The organism is Mesorhizobium sp. WSM2240 (genome assembly GCF_040438645.1).
In the GTDB taxonomy this organism is placed as follows: Bacteria; Pseudomonadota; Alphaproteobacteria; order Rhizobiales; family Rhizobiaceae; genus Allomesorhizobium.
Window position 1 is genome coordinate 4,313,062 of sequence record NZ_CP159253.1, and the last position, 15,549, is coordinate 4,328,610.

General features: G+C 64.1%; 16 protein-coding genes. 9 read left to right on the top strand and 7 right to left on the bottom strand.

The window, feature by feature from the left end; genetic code table 11:
* Window positions 1–55 precede the first annotated feature (55 nt).
* Complete coding sequence (locus ABVK50_RS21290; protein WP_353644686.1) at window positions 56–829, top strand: gamma-glutamyl-gamma-aminobutyrate hydrolase family protein; 774 nt, start codon at window positions 56–58, stop codon at window positions 827–829.
* Window positions 830–837: 8 nt separating this feature from the next.
* Here ABVK50_RS21290 and ABVK50_RS21295 read toward each other — a convergent pair whose 3' ends face one another.
* The 4 genes from ABVK50_RS21295 to ABVK50_RS21310 all read right to left on the bottom strand — a co-directional run bounded on the left by ABVK50_RS21295 (window position 838) and on the right by ABVK50_RS21310 (window position 4,637).
* Window positions 838–1,248, bottom strand: a complete 411-nt coding sequence (locus ABVK50_RS21295; protein WP_353644685.1) for a hypothetical protein — start codon at window positions 1,246–1,248, stop codon at window positions 838–840.
* A 156-nt stretch (window positions 1,249–1,404) separates the two neighbouring features.
* Window positions 1,405–2,382: a 2-hydroxyacid dehydrogenase gene (locus ABVK50_RS21300; protein WP_353644684.1), complete on the bottom strand. Its 978-nt coding sequence runs from the start codon at window positions 2,380–2,382 to the stop codon at window positions 1,405–1,407.
* A 213-nt stretch (window positions 2,383–2,595) separates the two neighbouring features.
* Window positions 2,596–3,651 carry a LacI family DNA-binding transcriptional regulator gene (locus ABVK50_RS21305; RefSeq protein ID WP_353644683.1) on the bottom strand — a complete coding sequence of 352 codons (1,056 nt, stop codon included), beginning with the start codon at window positions 3,649–3,651 and terminating at the stop codon, window positions 2,596–2,598.
* 44 nt (window positions 3,652–3,695) lie between these two features.
* Window positions 3,696–4,637 carry a DMT family transporter gene (locus tag ABVK50_RS21310; protein ID WP_353644682.1) on the bottom strand — a complete coding sequence of 314 codons (942 nt, stop codon included), beginning with the start codon at window positions 4,635–4,637 and terminating at the stop codon, window positions 3,696–3,698.
* Between the two features lie 231 nt (window positions 4,638–4,868).
* Here ABVK50_RS21310 and ABVK50_RS21315 point away from each other — a divergent pair, with 231 nt between their 5' ends.
* The 3 genes from ABVK50_RS21315 to ABVK50_RS21325 are packed head-to-tail and all read left to right on the top strand — an operon-like array spanning window position 4,869 to window position 7,441.
* The gene (locus tag ABVK50_RS21315) at window positions 4,869–5,429 is read left to right on the top strand and encodes a Spy/CpxP family protein refolding chaperone (protein ID WP_353644681.1); all 561 of its coding nucleotides are present in this window, start codon (window positions 4,869–4,871) and stop codon (window positions 5,427–5,429) included.
* A 39-nt stretch (window positions 5,430–5,468) separates the two neighbouring features.
* Complete coding sequence (locus tag ABVK50_RS21320; protein ID WP_353644680.1) at window positions 5,469–6,170, top strand: response regulator transcription factor; 702 nt, start codon at window positions 5,469–5,471, stop codon at window positions 6,168–6,170.
* A gap of 14 nt (window positions 6,171–6,184) precedes the next feature.
* Window positions 6,185–7,441, top strand: coding sequence for a HAMP domain-containing sensor histidine kinase (locus ABVK50_RS21325; protein ID WP_353644679.1), 1,257 nt, complete (start codon window positions 6,185–6,187; stop codon window positions 7,439–7,441).
* Window positions 7,442–7,493: 52 nt separating this feature from the next.
* Here ABVK50_RS21325 and ABVK50_RS21330 read toward each other — a convergent pair whose 3' ends face one another.
* Together ABVK50_RS21330 and ABVK50_RS21335 are read right to left on the bottom strand one after the other, a co-directional pair.
* On the bottom strand, window positions 7,494–7,964 hold the full coding sequence (locus ABVK50_RS21330; RefSeq protein WP_353644678.1) for a MarR family transcriptional regulator: 471 nt from the start codon (window positions 7,962–7,964) through the stop codon (window positions 7,494–7,496).
* Window positions 7,965–8,158: 194 nt separating this feature from the next.
* Window positions 8,159–8,893: an intradiol ring-cleavage dioxygenase gene (locus ABVK50_RS21335; RefSeq protein ID WP_353644677.1), complete on the bottom strand. Its 735-nt coding sequence runs from the start codon at window positions 8,891–8,893 to the stop codon at window positions 8,159–8,161.
* Between the two features lie 167 nt (window positions 8,894–9,060).
* Between ABVK50_RS21335 and ABVK50_RS21340 the strand changes: the two genes are divergently transcribed.
* Both ABVK50_RS21340 and ABVK50_RS21345 read left to right on the top strand, forming a co-directional pair.
* Window positions 9,061–10,104, top strand: coding sequence for a GTP-binding protein (locus ABVK50_RS21340; protein ID WP_353644676.1), 1,044 nt, complete (start codon window positions 9,061–9,063; stop codon window positions 10,102–10,104).
* Window positions 10,105–10,274: 170 nt separating this feature from the next.
* Window positions 10,275–11,249, top strand: a complete 975-nt coding sequence (locus ABVK50_RS21345) for a WD40 repeat domain-containing protein (RefSeq protein ID WP_353644675.1) — start codon at window positions 10,275–10,277, stop codon at window positions 11,247–11,249.
* A gap of 39 nt (window positions 11,250–11,288) precedes the next feature.
* On the opposite strand, the gene ABVK50_RS21350 is transcribed toward ABVK50_RS21345, so the two are convergent.
* Window positions 11,289–11,735, bottom strand: a complete 447-nt coding sequence (locus tag ABVK50_RS21350) for a hypothetical protein (protein ID WP_353644674.1) — start codon at window positions 11,733–11,735, stop codon at window positions 11,289–11,291.
* Between the two features lie 140 nt (window positions 11,736–11,875).
* On the opposite strand from ABVK50_RS21350, the gene ABVK50_RS21355 reads away from it, so the two are divergent.
* The 3 genes from ABVK50_RS21355 (at window position 11,876) to ABVK50_RS21365 (ending at window position 15,515) form a co-directional block, all read left to right on the top strand.
* Window positions 11,876–13,249, top strand: coding sequence for an aspartate aminotransferase family protein (locus ABVK50_RS21355; RefSeq protein WP_353644673.1), 1,374 nt, complete (start codon window positions 11,876–11,878; stop codon window positions 13,247–13,249).
* A 32-nt stretch (window positions 13,250–13,281) separates the two neighbouring features.
* The gene (locus tag ABVK50_RS21360) at window positions 13,282–14,667 is read left to right on the top strand and encodes a glutamine synthetase family protein (protein WP_353644672.1); all 1,386 of its coding nucleotides are present in this window, start codon (window positions 13,282–13,284) and stop codon (window positions 14,665–14,667) included.
* 155 nt (window positions 14,668–14,822) lie between these two features.
* Window positions 14,823–15,515 carry a UdgX family uracil-DNA binding protein gene (locus tag ABVK50_RS21365; protein WP_353644671.1) on the top strand — a complete coding sequence of 231 codons (693 nt, stop codon included), beginning with the start codon at window positions 14,823–14,825 and terminating at the stop codon, window positions 15,513–15,515.
* Window positions 15,516–15,549 lie beyond the last annotated feature (34 nt).

Genomic DNA, 15,549 nt, shown 5'->3' on the forward strand with positions numbered 1-15,549 from the left:
GCGGATCGCCTATTTTGCAGGCAGAATGCTACCAGACCCCGTAACGGAACACTCAATGCAACAGCCGCTCGTCGCCGTCTCGACCGATGTCCGCCAATTCGAGAACTACACATGGCATGCGGCGCCCCAGCAATATCTTGAGGCGGCGATCGCCGGCGCTGGCGTGTTTCCAGTGCTGGTGCCTTCCTTCGGCGATCGGCTCGATTTTGACCAGCTGCTGCTGTCCGTCGACGGCGTCATGGTGACCGGTTCGAAATCCAACGTCCACCCGAGCCTCTATGGCGGCGACGCCAGCGAGGACAACGGCCCCTACGATCCGGCGCGCGACGCCACCACGCTGCCGCTGATCCGCAAGGCGATCGAGCACGGCGTGCCGCTGCTGGCGATCTGCCGCGGCATCCAGGAATTGAACGTGGCGCTCGGCGGCACGCTGGCGACGGAAATCCAGGAACGCGAAGGCTCTTTGGACCACCGCGCGCCGGCGAGCGACAGCCAGGACGAACGCTTCGCCATCCGGCAGACCGTCAGCATCAAACCCGACAGCTGCCTGGCCGGCGTTTTCGGCGCAGGTGAGATCATGGTCAATTCGGTGCATCGCCAGGCGGTAGACCGACTTGGCTCAAGGCTGCAGGTCGAGGCCGTGGCGGCGGACGGCACGGTGGAAGCCGTATCGGTCAAGGATTCGCGTGGCTTTGCCGTCGGCGTGCAATGGCATCCCGAATATTGGGTGGATTCGGACAGCGCCTCGGCAAAGATCTTCCGCGCCTTCGGCGATGCTGTGCGGCTGCACGCTGCAGCGAAGGCCGGCGTCAGGACGGCGGCCGAATAAGCTGGATCTCAGTCCGCTTCGTCGAGCGAGATGAGCGGCGTCGACGGCTTGAAGGATTCGTAGGCGACGCCATCGCCGACCGAGAAACTGACGATCGCATCGACTCCGTTCTCGGTGAAGGCGACAGAGCCGTCTTCCTGTTCCTGCCAGAATTTCGCACGCTCAATGCCGGGAAGAAGCGCCGCGCAGGAAGGCTCAACTTCAAGTTCCGACCGGTCCTCGGCAATCTTATCGCCGCGCGTAACCGCACAGGAAACGTTTCGGCTCGAACGCAGACGGAACATATCGCCGTCGGGCACCTGAACTTGCGGGATGACCGATGCGGCAATGGCCTGGCGGTCGCCGTCCGGCCCGGAGGAAATAACGCCGGCCATCACGAGCAGTCCGGCGGCCACGGCAGTCGAAATTGCTATATTCATTTTCAGAGCCCCCTCACATCAGCGCAGGAACGAAATCATGCGCGGACTAAAAGTGCTGAAGCGCTTTGTATGTCCCAACGGCGGCGCTCCAATGATTCGCAAACATGAATCACCGAGGCTTTAACCTTCGTTAACAAATGCGGCAAAGCCGCGGCGTTACGCCGGTTTGGCGACGCCTGCCGTCTCGGGCACCGGCGTCAGCGGCTTGCCCTCGGAAAACCAGGCGACGAGATTATCGACGACCAGGTCGGCCATGGCGTTGCGCGTGTGGACGGAAGCAGAGCCGACATGCGGCAGAAGCGTCGCGTTGGGCAGATCGATCAGCGCCTGCGGAACGCGCGGCTCGTCGGCAAAGACGTCGAGGCCCGCCGCCCGGATCACGCCGCCGGAAAGCGCCGCAATCAGCGCCTCCTCGTCGACCGTGCTGCCGCGGCCGATATTGACGAACACCCCGTCCGGCCCTAGCGCCCTCAGGACCTCGGCATTGACCGCCTTCTCGGTTGCAGCGGTGCCGGGCACGACCGAGACCAGCGTATCGACGGCGGCTGCCAGGCCAGCCAGCGTCGGGTGATACTCGTAGGAAAGCCCTTCGACGCGCCGCCGGTTGTGATAGGCGATCGAGAGGCCGAACGCCTCCAGCCGCTTTGCAATCGCCATGCCGATGCGGCCCATGCCGAAAATGCCGGCGCGACGGCCGCGCAGCGTCGCCTGCGTCAGGGGATAAGGGCCTTCCTTGACCCAGCGACCCTGCCTTAGCCAGTTCTCGGCGCGCGGCAGTTCGCGCACCGTATTGATGAGCAGGCCGAGCGCCGTATCGGCCACTTCCTCGGTCAGCACGTCCGGCGTATTGGTCACCATAACACCCTTGGCGGCGGCGTGGCGGGCGTCTACCGCGTCGTAGCCGACGCCGAAACTGGCGATGATTTGGAGATTGGGCAGGGCGTCGATGAAGCCCGCATCGATCCCCGTCATCGCGGCGATGCCGCGCACGCTGCCTGCCAGTTCATCGGAGATGAGCGACTTGTCGGCCCTGTCCAGGCGGACCAGTTTGAAAGCCTTGTCTACACGCGCCAAGGCGCGCTCGTGCAGCCGGCCTGGAACGAGGATGGTCACGGCGGAACGGTCGCTGGTCATATCGATTTTCTTTCAGGAAGCTTTCGAGGGCGATGGCCCTGCGGCCGAGGGCGTACGCCAGACCGGCGTCGCCGTGATTTGCCAGAACAGCAAATTCCGACCGCAGGGGCGTCGAGCGCGAGAGCGCCTGCTGGCCGATCACACCACTCGAGCACGGAAAAACTTTAGCATAGGAGCGCGTCGCCGGGCAATTCCGGCGGGGAAATCGGGGCCTTACCCGCGCTCCAGCGGTTTGCCGGTCGACTGGCGCACATGCAGTTCCGGCCGGATCAGTTCTTGCGATGGCCGCACCGACTGGCCGTTGAGCTTATCGAGCAGGGCGCTGGCCGCGCGGCGACCTACCTCGCGCTGCCCGTTCCACACCGTTGTCAGCGCCGGGGTCGCGATAGCCGCCTCCTCCAGATCGTCGTAGCCGGTAACAGAAATGTCGACGCCCGGCACGAGGCCGGCGCGCGCTATGCCGTTCATCAGGCCAATGGCGACGAGATCGTTCCAGCAGCAGGCAGCCGTCGGCTTGTCCTTCAGCGCCAGGAACTGGCTTGCGGCTTCAAAACCGGCCTGCTTGGTGCGCGGTCCCGGAATGCGCCAGTGCGGCTTGACCTCCAGCCCGGCATTTTCCATCGCCGTCATGTAGCCCTGGAAGCGGTCGCGGCCGGTCGAGGTCTGGTCGGTGCCGCCGATCATCGCGATGCGCTTGTGTCCGAGCGAAATCAAATGGTTAGTGGCGAGCCCGGTGCCATAGGCGTCGTCGCCGCGAAACACCGGCACCTCCGCGCCTTCCACTGTGCGGGCAATCAGCACCGCCGGCAGGCCGTTCTCCTCCGCCATCAGAATGTCTTCCGGCGGAGTGCCGATGGCGGGCGACATGATCACACCGTCGGCGCCGAGTTGCAGCAGCGTGTCGATGAAGGTGCGCTGCTTTTCGAGCTGGTCGTAGTGATTGGACAGGATGAAGGTTTGCCGGCTGCGGTCGAGTTCGCTTTCGATGGAGCGCAGTATCTCGGCGAAGAACGGGTTCATGATGTCGTGGACGACGACGCCGACAATGCCCGAACGCGAGGTGCGAAGGCTGGCTGCCCGGCGATTGTAGATATAGCCGATGGCGCGCGCATGTTCCTTGATGCGGTCGCGCGTCATGCCGGCGACAAGCGGGCTGTCGCGCAGAGCGAGCGACACGGTGGCGGTCGAAACGCCGAGCGCGTCGGCAATCGTCGAAAGCTTGATTTTTTGCGCCAGTTCGCCCTCCCCGGCTCCACCCTCAGCCAGCATTTAAACTGTTTAAATGCTGGCTTACGGCACGGCCCGATGCCGAGTCAAAGCTTTTTTGCCAGCTCCGCATCTTCCGCGTTGGGCGCAGTGCGGCTGGCAAGGCGCAGCCGGTGCTCGCGATGGACGATGTAGAGGCCGCTCGCCACTATGATGGCGGCCCCGCCCAGCGTCCAGCCGTCGGGCAGTTGGCCGAAAACCAGATAGCCGAGGCCGATCATCCAGACCATCTGCAGGTAGGGATAGGGCGCGAGCGCCGTCGTCGTCGCCTGCCGGTAAGCCTTGATCAGCAGCCAATGACCAACTCCCCCGAAGAAGCCGAGCGAAATCAGGATGACCCAATGGAAGGGCTCCGCCGGCAACGACGCCGTGTAGGGCACCACCGGCGACATCATTACGACCGGTGCGAGGGCGGAATAGAAGATCAGGCTTTCGGCGGTCTCAGACCCGGCCATGTGCCGGGTCATGATCACATAGGAGCAGTAGCAGAGCGTCGAGCAGATGGCGAAGACATGGCCGATCTCGAACACGCCGACGCCGGGGCGCGTGATGACGAGGACGCCGATAAAGCCGGCGATGACCGCCATCCAGCGGCGCCAGCCGGCCCACTCGCCGAGCAGCGGCCCGGCCAGCGCGGTAATCACCATCGGCGCGAAGAAATAGATCGACATGGTTTCGGCGAGCTGCAGCGTCTTCAGCGCCGCGAAGTTGAAGATGGTCGAGCCGAACAGGAACAGGCCCCGCAGGATCTGGCGCGGCAGGCTTTTCACCCTGAACATCGCTGGATTGTTCCAACTGCGGAACAGGATAAGCACCAGCACGACATGGACGGCGAAGCGCATCCACGAAACGAACGGCGCCGCCATGCCCGACAGCACCAGATATTTCGCGCTCGTGTCCAGGAAGGAAAACAGCAGGCCCGCGCCGAATACGAGCAGGATCGCCGACACTGGGGTGGCGGCTTCGGGTCTGTTTTCAGGTGCGTTCAATGTCGGCGGTCGGCTGAATGTGAATGATACGGATGCTTTTGGGCGAGCCCGCCTTCCGGCACAAGCCCAAAACGTCTGGTCCAGCGCGGCGATGATCGGACGAACCGCCGGGTGCTGGATCCGGAGGCCGTCTTCACATTTCTTTACATTCGCCCGCAACGCGGGAAACGTTGGCTGGCTAGCCTTGGTCTCATCGCAGCAATGCCTGCTGCAGGACGAAAGGACAGAACCATGGAAAACGACGATCTAAATTCCGCGAGCTCGGACACAAGCGCTCCCTCCGGCGGCAAAGGCTGGGGGCGACGCGCCGCAATCGGCGGTGTCGCCGCGATTGCAGCCATCGGCGCCATCGGGCTCGCCGGTGCGGCCAGCGGCGAATTCGGCCGCAACTTCGGCATGGGGCATTTCGGAATGGGCGAGCACATGATGCACGCTCGCATTGGAGGCATGGGATTTGGAGAGCGAGGAATGTCACATGTGCTCGACGAGATCGACGCGACGCCCGAGCAGGAAGAAAGACTGTGGGCGATCATCGACGCCGCGCGCAGCGAAATGAGACCGATGTTCCGGGAGTTCAGGGATACGCGCGAAGCCGTTGCCGATATCCTCGGCGCCCCAACACTGGACCATGCCGCTGCCGAAAAGCTTCGCAGCGAGCGCATCACGGCGATCGACCAGGCGTCGCGCAAGATGACGACGGCCCTTCTCGACGCAGCCGAGGTGCTGACGCCGGAGCAGCGCGCGAAACTCGTCGAACATTTCAAGGAGCGCAGATGGCACAACCGGTGGTAAGACGGTCTCTGCAACCGGCCAAACCTTGAGAGTGAAAACGTGGCGGAACAGGTTCTGATCGTCGACGACGATACCCGCCTCTCCGCCATGCTTGCGGATTATCTCGCCGGAAACGGCTTTGCAGTCCATACCGCGGCGACGGCGACGGCGGGCATCGCCGATCTCGGCCGCCGCGCGCCGGATGCCGTCATTCTCGACGTCATGCTGCCGGATATCGACGGGTTCGAGACGTGCCGGCGGATGCGTGCGGTTTCGGATGTTCCGATCCTCATGCTCACCGCCAAGGGCGAGGAGACGGACCGCATCGTCGGGCTGGAACTGGGCGCGGATGACTATCTGCCGAAACCATTCAATCCGCGCGAATTGCTGGCGCGCCTGAAGGCGATCCTGCGCCGCCGCAACGGCGGCACAGGATCCACTCCGCGCATCCTCCGCTTCGGCAGGCTGGAAATCGATCCCGGCTCTCGTTCTGTCAGGATCGACGGCCGCGAATGCGCAATGACCAGCTACCAGTTCGACCTGCTTCTGGCGCTGGCCGAAAATGCCGGACGCACGCTTTCGCGCGAGCAACTGATGGATATGGTCAAGGGCGAGGAACTCGAAGCATTCGACCGTTCCATCGATGTGCATGTTTCGCGGATAAGAGCGGCGATAGAGAGTGACCCGAAACACCCGCGCCGCATCATCACAGTGCGCGGCGCCGGCTACGTGTTCGCGCGGTTCCAGGACGACGAGAAGTGAAGCAGGTCTGATCGATGCGCAGCAGCCTGTTTCTGAAAATCTATCTCACGCTGCTGGCGAGCCTGGCCGCGGTTGCGATCGCCAGCGCGGCTTTCGTGTGGCTCGGGCAGGGCGAACAGGAAACGAGCTGGCACAGCCAGCGTAATGCGTTTATCGCCGCGGTGATACCGCCCGACATGGATCGCGCGTCTCTAAAGGCCACACTCGATCGCCTTGCGAATGCCTTCGACGCGGATATCGCCGTCTATGACGCGGGCGGCAGGCTGATCGCGGGCGCGGGCCAACCGTTTCCGCAGGATATCCTCAACTGGAGAAGACGCCGCGGCCATGATGGCGATCTCCACACGATGGTCATGGACCTGCCCGACGGCCGTATGGTCGCCGCACGGATGGAAAGTCCTTTCAGATACGGAGGCAGAAACCCGCTCGCCTATCTGGCGATAATCGCCGGCGTCATAGGATTGACCGCCTATCCCGTCGTGCGTCACCTGACCCGCCGGCTGGAGCGGCTGCGCCGCGGCGTGGACGAGTGGGGAAGCGGCGCCTTCGTCACGCGCGTTCCCGATGATGGCAGCGATGAGGTCGCCGCGGTCGCCAAGAGCTTCAACAGGGCAGCCGACCATGTCGAGCGGCTCATCGAGGCCCGTCGCGCATTGCTCGCCAATGCCAGCCACGAATTGCGCTCGCCGCTTGCACGCCTGCGCATGGCAATCGACCTCTACGAGCAGGCTCCCGACGACCGCAGGAAGGACGAGATCGTCCGCAATCTCGCCGAGCTGGACACGCTGGTCGAGGAGATACTCTTGGCGAGCAGGCTCGAGCATATCGACAAACTCGACCATGGCGAGCCGGTCGACCTGCTGGCGCTGGCGACCGAGGAGGGGGCACGCAACGATGTCGAGGTTACGGGCACGCCGGCGACGATCACGGGAGACGCGCGGCTGCTCAGCCGTCTGGTGCGCAACCTGATGCAGAATGCGCTAAAACATGGCCGCCCGCCGGTAACCGCTAGGGTCTCGCGCGAGCGGTACAGCGTTGAGCTGCGCGTGCGTGACCACGGTCCGGGCATTCCCGAGGGTGAGGCCGCCCGCATTTTCCAGCCGTTCTACCGGCCGTCGGGCCGAAGCGAGATGTCCGGCGGCTGGGGGCTTGGCCTGGCGCTGGTTCGCCAGATCGCAGGGCACCACGGAGCGACGGTGCACTACGAATCGCCGCCGGACGGTGGTGCATGCTTCGTGGTTTCGTTTCCGGCGGACCAGGCAGGCGACTGACATTCAGCCATCGTGCTGACTTCGCAGAAAACCCGTTCCCTTATGACGGCGTTTAGTCTTCAAGCTCCAGATCGTCTTCGATCTCGACAGTTGCCGCGCCGTTGAGATTGGCCTCGATGCGCGAGAGCAGCTTCGACAGCGCCTTTTGTTCCTTTTTGTCGAGCCCGCGAAACGCCTGCTTCTCTGTCTTGCGTACAGATTTCTCGATGCCGCGGATCGTCTCGCGGCCTGCGTCTGTCAGGAAGATGTGCGCCTGCCTCGCGTCGGAATCGGAAGCGCGCTTTTCGAGGAAGCCCTGCACCTGCAGCCGGTTGATGGTCTTGGTAATCGTGGGCGGACGCACGCCGAGTCGCGTCGCCAACTGGCCCGGCGTCTGGCCGTCCTGCTGGTCGAGCGCCAGCATGATCTGGTCCTGCCCTGCATAGAACCCTTGAGACAGGAGCCGCGCCGCCAGCGCTGTCCGCGACAGGCGCGCCGCCGAATGCAGCCGGCTCATCGTTGCGCTTTTATCCGCCTTGGCCATGTGACACCCCTAGGCTTTCGCACCGCCTCCGACAGGATAGTCGCGGCGGCTTCGTTGACAATCGCGATCTCACGCCCGGGCCGGCATTTCCGGGACCTTTGCCGGCAAGCAAACATATCGCCGACCGTGCTAATGCCAGAGCTGTATTTCAGTTAGATGACAAAGGAAAATTCTTTGGCCGGAACGCGGCGATTTCACGCTCCCGCGTCGACCGCGATGATCATCAGCGCCTCGTAGGCTGACTGCGTTTCGCGCAACGCCGCCTGCGACAGCGGCCCCGCCCGCCGGGCGATCCCGTCCTGGCTGTTCCACACGTCGCGTTTTCCACGACGGTCGTTATAGGGTGCGACGCTGGTGAAAAGGTGCTCGCTGAGGTCGTCGGGAAAGAATATCTGCCCCGTCATCACTGAGCTTTCATCCGGAAACACCTTGAAATGGATATGAGTCGTGCGGCCGCGGTACCAGCCGGGATAGATGGTCTTGAACGAGGCGAGGCCCTTCTCGTCAGTATGCTGGACGCCGCGCAGGAACTTCTCGCCCGTCGTGTCGACATCGCGGCCGTCGCCCTGGCCCGGATAGCCGGAATAGTGGCCCGTGGCGTCGCAATGCCAGATATCGACGCGCGCCTTCGGCAGCGGAAGGCAGTTTTCATCGACCACTTGCAGCCGCAGCATCAGTTCCACGCCTTCTCGGCCTTCCGTGATGTCCTGCCGCTCGAGTTCGGGATCGAAATAGAACGGGCCCTCGGTCGTTTCGGGCGTGATCGCGCACAGCCCTGCGCCCGGCATCAGCAGCGAAGCTCCGGCGAAGCGGGAATCGTCAGCCGCAAGCGCTTCGGGAGGCAGGAACGCTCCGCCGCCGGCGGTCACGCCGATCAGGCCCAACGCCTGCCGGCGGGTGAATTGGGTGGTCTGCGGCCTGGCCTTCATGGACGCACCTTGTTGAAAACAATCGCTGCGGATCGAATCTAGCGCTGGGTCCAACCCTGTCCCAATGAATTTTCCGTAATGCGCCGGCCGGAAGCCCATCGATCGCGACGTGCAAAACCGATTTCGCCGTCCTATATGGGAGCGACCAATCCCTATCGAGGACCATTATGAGCGACGCACAGACGCAGATCCCGGTAACAGTGCTCACCGGCTATCTAGGCTCCGGCAAGACGACGCTGCTGAACCGCATCCTTTCGGAGAATCACGGCAAGCGCTACGCCGTGATCGTCAACGAATTCGGCGAGATCGGCATCGATAACGACCTGATCGTGGAATCCGACGAGGAAATCTACGAGATGAACAATGGCTGCGTGTGCTGCACGGTGCGCGGCGACCTGATCCGCGTGGTCGAGGGCCTGATGCGGCGGCCCGGACGCTTCGACGCCATCCTCGTCGAGACAACCGGCCTCGCCGACCCGGTGCCGGTGGCCCAGACCTTCTTCATGGACGAGGACGTGCGCTCCAAGACCAGCCTCGACGCGGTGGTGGCCCTGGTCGACGCCAAACACCTGCCGCTGCGGCTGAAGGACAGCCGCGAGGCCGAGGACCAGATTGCCTTCGCCGACGTGGTGGTTCTGAACAAGACCGACCTTGTGACGCCCGAGGAACTGCGGGACGTCGAGGCGGCTGTCCGCGCCATCAATCCGGCCGCGAAGATCCACCGCACCACGCGTGCAGGGGTTAAGCTGGACGAAGTGCTCGATCGCGGCGCTTTCGACCTGAAGCGTGCGCTCGAAAACGATCCGCATTTCCTCGAGGCGCACGATCACGACCACCACGACCATGATCACGATCATCACCATCATCATGATCATGACCACCATCACCACGGCGCGGTCTCTCCCATCCATGACGTGACCGTGCAGTCGGTCTCGCTGCGCGGCGGCGAAATGGATCAGAAGAAGTTCTTCCCGTGGATCGAGAAGATCACTCAGATGGAAGGACCGAACATATTGCGGCTGAAGGGCATCATCGCCTTCAAGGACGACCCGGAGCGCTACGTCGTCCAGGGCGTCCACATGATCGTCGAAGGCGACCACCAGCGCGCCTGGAAGGAAGGCGAGAAGCACGAGAGCCGGCTGGTTTTCATAGGCCGCGAGCTCGACGCGGAGCGTCTCAAGAAGAGCTTCGACGCCTGTCAGGCGGCCTGATCCTTCAATCAGTCCCCGCGCTAGCGCTGCCCCTCATCCCCTGCCGGACCTTCTCCCCGTGAAGTACGGGGAGAATGAGGATACTCCAACGCTGGTGCCCCCCTCTCCCCGTCCTTACAGGGAGAGGGTAAGGGTGAGGGGCAACTGAAACCTGGAATGAATAGCCCACCATGCCCACAGTCGCTCCCCTCGATCTTTCCGGCCACTGCATCGCCGCCGCCTTCCTGAACGGCGTGCCGCATTTCGCGCTCGCGGACGGTACCATCCACCGCCTCGACCACGGCCATAAGACATCGCAGGCCAATGACGGGCTGCTCTGCGCCACGCTCGACCTGACGGGCGCGAAGCTGATCACCGGCGGCGAAGACGGCAAGATTTTCGCCACCGGCCCGGACGGCGAGACGACGGCCCTCGCCGAGGCCGGCAGGAAATGGATCACCAGCATCGCCGCAGGCCCGCAAGGCGCGATAGCCTTCGCCACCGGCAAGACCGCGACGGTTCGGTTCGCCGACGGGCGCACGAAGGAATTCGTCCATCCGCGCTCGGTCGAGGGCCTGGCTTTCGCGCCCAAGGGCATGCGCTTCGGCGTTGCCCGCTATAATGGCGCGACGCTGCATTTTCCGGCTACCGAGGGCAAGCCGGTCGAACTCGAATGGGCAGGCGCCCATACGGGTATTACCTTCTCGCCCGACGGCAATTTCGTCGTCACGACGATGCAGGAAAACGCCCTGCACGGCTGGAAGCTTGCCGACGGCAAGCACATGCGCATGACCGGCTATCCCGCCAAGGTCAAAAGCCTGTCGTGGAGCGCCAGGGGCAAATGGCTGGCGAGTTCGGGCGCGCCTGCGGCTATCGTCTGGCCGTTTTCTGGCAAGGACGGCCCGATGGGAAAGGCGCCGCTGGAACTCGGCACGCGCGGCAACTCGATGGTCACCTGCGTCGCCTGCCATCCAAGCGAAGAGATCGTCGCCATCGGCTACCACGATGGCATGATTATCGCCGCGCGGTTCGCCGACGCCAAGGAGGTGCTGCTGCGCCGCCCCGGCAAGGGTGCAGTGACCTCGATGATGTGGGACGAGGACGAGCGGCGCATCGCCTTCGGCAGCGAAGCCGGCGATTGCGGCGTCATCGACATCACTGGTTGAGAAGAAGCAGGTTAAGGCATCTTCCCCGGAGCGCTGGGTTCACTCGACCCCGCAGGAAACCTTGCCGGTATGGGTGACCGTGCTGCCCTGCCCGTTATTGCCGCCGCCATCGTAAGCCGTATAGGTGTAGGTGCCGTTGTACTCGATGTCGTCCCCGGCTGCCTTTGTCAGGATGGTGATTTCGACCGATCCGAAAATCTCCGTATCGCGCTCGCGATAGAGCACCATGTTCAGGTCCTCGCCGTGGGACCAGTATTGCGGTAGATGCGCGCCGTCGAACGATATCTTGCGAAGGTCTTCACCGATTGTGGCATCGTCGACTTCCGACGAAGCGCGGAAATCGAAGACCGGAAACCCCATTCCGCGCGTCACGCCGCTCTGGATGTTGATCTTGACCGGTCCGCCGACATTGTCGCACCACAGCCCGCCGGATGCGTGGACCGGCCCCGCCGCAACAAGCGCGGCGGCCAGAATGACGAAGCGCATGTGATCCCCCTTTCGCGCATGGACGCACTATAGACAGCGCGGCTGCCGCGAGGAGTCAACCGGCTGCGGGGGCGGTCCAGCCGCGCTGAGTTGCCTTCCGGGCCGGCGATTGGCTAGACAGGCGACAACAGGGGGCGATCTTGGACGAAACATCGGCGATCAAGGGTGGCATTTCGCTCGCGCGCATCTCCGCGCTGCGTGAAAGTCAGGCCGCCATCTTCGGAAAGGCGCGGCCGAAGACCTCGGCCGCGATCGGCAAGGGCATGGCCGGCTTCCTGGGCGGCGTGCCGATGCACTGGATGAATGACTGGCCGACGCCGTTTCCGATCCTGGTCGACAGAGCCGAAGGCGCGACGATCACGGACGTCGACGGCAACCAGTTGGACGATTTCTGCCTCGGAGACACCGGCTCGATGTTCGGCCATTCGCCGAAGCCTGTGGCCCGCGCCATCCGCCGCCAGAGCCGGCGCGGCCTGACCTACATGCTGCCTTCCGCGGATGCTCTGGCGATCGGACCGCTGCTCGCCGAGCGTTTCGGCCTGCCGCATTGGCAGATAGCCACGACAGCGAGCGACGCCAATCGCTTTGCGCTGAGGGTGGCACGCGCCGTCACCGGCCGGGCGAAGATCCTGGTCTTCAACGGCTGCTATCATGGCGCGGTCGACGAGACCTTCGTCCGGCTTGAGGCCGGCAGGGCGGTCAACAAGCCGGGCTTGGCCGGCGAGTTCCGCGACCTGACGCAAGCGACGAAGGTCGTCGAGTTCAACGACGTCGAGGCGCTGGAGCAGGCACTCGCCGACAAAGATGTCGCCTGCGTCATCACCGAGCCGGTGCTGACCAATTCATGCATGGTCCTGCCCGAGCCCGGTTTTCACGACGCGTTGCGCAGGCTCACGCGCGGGACGGGAACGTTGCTGCTCATCGACGAGACGCACACCATTTCCACGGGTCCCGGCGGCTACACGCGCCGTCACGGTCTCGAGCCGGACCTGTTCGTGCTCGGCAAGCCGGTCGCGGGCGGCGTTCCGGCCAGCATATGGGGCATGAGCGAGGACGTCGCCGCACGCTATGCAGCCTATAGTCGCGAGAAGGAGCCCGGCTATTCCGGCATTGGCACCACGCTTTCGGCCAATCCGCTGCAATTCGCCGCCATGCGCGCCACGCTGGAAGAGGTGATGACCGAGGCGAACTATGCCCACATGGAAGGGCTCGCCGCGCGGCTGGAACGCGGTCTGGCGGCGGCGATTGCCGAATGCGCCCTGCCCTGGCACGTCATGCGGGTCGGCGCCCGCGTCGAATTCATCTGCGCGCCCGGCCCGCTTCGGAACGGCGCCGAGGCATATTCCGCCCATGCGCCCGAACTGGAGGCGGCGATCCATGTGGCGCTGGTCAATCGCGGCTGCCTGATCGCGCCCTTCCACAATATGATGCTGGTCTCGCCCGCGACGACGAAGCGCCAGGTCGACCGGCTGATCGCGGCATTCGGCGATATTGCCGCCGAACTCGCGGCGTGAGACAAGCCCCTTCCAGGCAACAGAGCAGCACTATGCACTCCCCATCAGGATCGACCGTCGAAGAAGCCAGCACGTTCCTCGACCAGCACCCCGAAATCGAAGCCTTCGACATCGTGCTGACCGACGCCAACGGCGTTGGCCGCGGCAAGATCATCCGCCGCCACGAGCTTGCCGCCATCTATGAGGGCGGCCGGCACATGCCGATCTCGATACTCGGCCTCGACATCACCGGCGAGGATGTCCACGAGACCGGCCTGATCTGGGATTCCGGCGACGGCGACCTGCGCGCATGGCCTATTCCGGGCACGCTGAAGCCACTCTACGGCACCAGCCCCGCGCGCGGCCAGGTGCTGATGTCGATGTACCATCTCGACGGTTCGCCGATGACTTCCGATCCGCGCCACGCAATGGCCCGGCAGGTGCGGAAGCTGGCGGAAAGGGGCCTGCATCCGGCCGGCGCCTTCGAGCTCGAATTCTTCCTGCTCGCCAACGAGCGCGACGCGGAAGGCCGCGTCCAGCCGGCGGGTGCGGTGCTCGACGGGCGCAGGAGCGGCAAGACCGAGGTCTATTCCGTCGACCATCTGCACGGGATGGAACCGCTGTTTTCCGACATTTACGCCGCCGCCAAGGCTCAAGGGATTCCCGCCGAGACGGTGATCTCGGAATACGCTCCGGGCCAATACGAACTGACGCTGCACTACCGCAAGGACATCATGCAGGCGGCCGACGACCTCGTCATGCTGAAGCGGCTGGTGCGCGCGGCGGCGCGTAGGCACGGCGTCACCGCCTGCTTCATGGCCAAGCCGATCGAGAAATATGCCGGCTCCGGCATGCACCTCCACGTCTCGATGCTCGACGATGCCGGCCGCAACATCTATTCCGAAGCCAGGGAAGGCGAATGGGCGCCGGAGCTGCTGCATTCGCTCGGCGGCCTTTCAGCGACGATGCCCGAATCCATGCTGGTGTTCGCCCCGCACGCCAACTCCTGGCGGCGCTTCGTGGCGCAGTCCTACGCGCCGATCGCGCCGACCTGGGGCGTCAACAACCGTTCGGTGGCGCTGCGCGTGCCGGCCGGCGACGTGAAGAACCGCCGCATCGAGCACCGCCCGGCAGGCGTCGACACCAATGCTTATCTGGTTGCCGCGACCGTGCTCGCCGGGATCTCCAAGGGACTGGACGAAAAGCTCGATCCCGGACCGGAGACGACCGGCAACGGCTACGAGAACGCGCCGAAGCTGGACAGTGCGCCGGGTGACTGGCGCTCGGCCATCGAAGCCGCGACGGCATCCGAATTCCTGAAGGAAGCGCTCGGACCCGACCTCCACCGCACCTTCACCGCGATCAAGCATGCCGAGTACCTTCGCGTGGCCCGAACGGTGAGCGAACTGGATTACCACCTCTACCTGCACGAGGTTTAGGCGGAATAAGGGGACAGTTTACTTTTTACCTCTTTCGCGACATCGACGCAGCCGCTGCCTTCCGGGGGGTAAGAAAGTAAACTGTCCCCGGCGGGTCCCACATTCCCGGAACCTCCTCCAGCCCCGCTCATTCCTGCAATGTGCGAGGTGAAGAGATGATTGCGAGAACATCTGCCGAACCGGTCCCGCGCAGCGCGAAGGCGGAGATCAGGCACTGGCCGGAGCCCAAGCCGACGGATGAGGGCGAAGGCGGCGATGCCGCCTCGATCGACGAGTTGCGAGAAATCGCCGACGGCTGCCGCCGCTGTCCATTATGGCGCGATGCGACGCAGACTGTGTTTGGCGAAGGCCGGCAGCAGGCAAGGGTGGTATTCGTCGGCGAGCAGCCCGGCGACCAGGAAGATCTTGCCGGCAAACCGTTCGTTGGCCCGGCGGGCAGGGTCTTCGACCAGATCCTGGCGGAGGCCGATCTCGACCGCACGATCACCTACGTCACCAATGCGGTAAAACATTTCAAGTTCGAGAAGCGCGGCAAGCGGCGCATCCACTCCAAGCCGAATGCCGGCGAGATTCGCGCCTGCCGCTGGTGGCTGGACAATGAGCTGCGGCTGATCCAGCCCGATCTGGTAGTGGCGCTAGGCGCGACGGCGGCGCAGTCGCTGCTTGGAAAGCCGGTCCCGATAACCAAAATGCGCGGCGACCTCGTGCAACGCGAGGACGGCCTGCGCATTTTCGTGACCATCCACCCGTCATTCATCCTGCGCCTTCGCGAGCGGGTCGACAAGGAAGCCGAACGCGCGCGGTTCCTGGCCGATATGAAGGCGGTGAAGAAGCTGATGGCGGCGTAGCGCCTGCGCCGCCAGTGCGTCCTTCGAGGCTCGC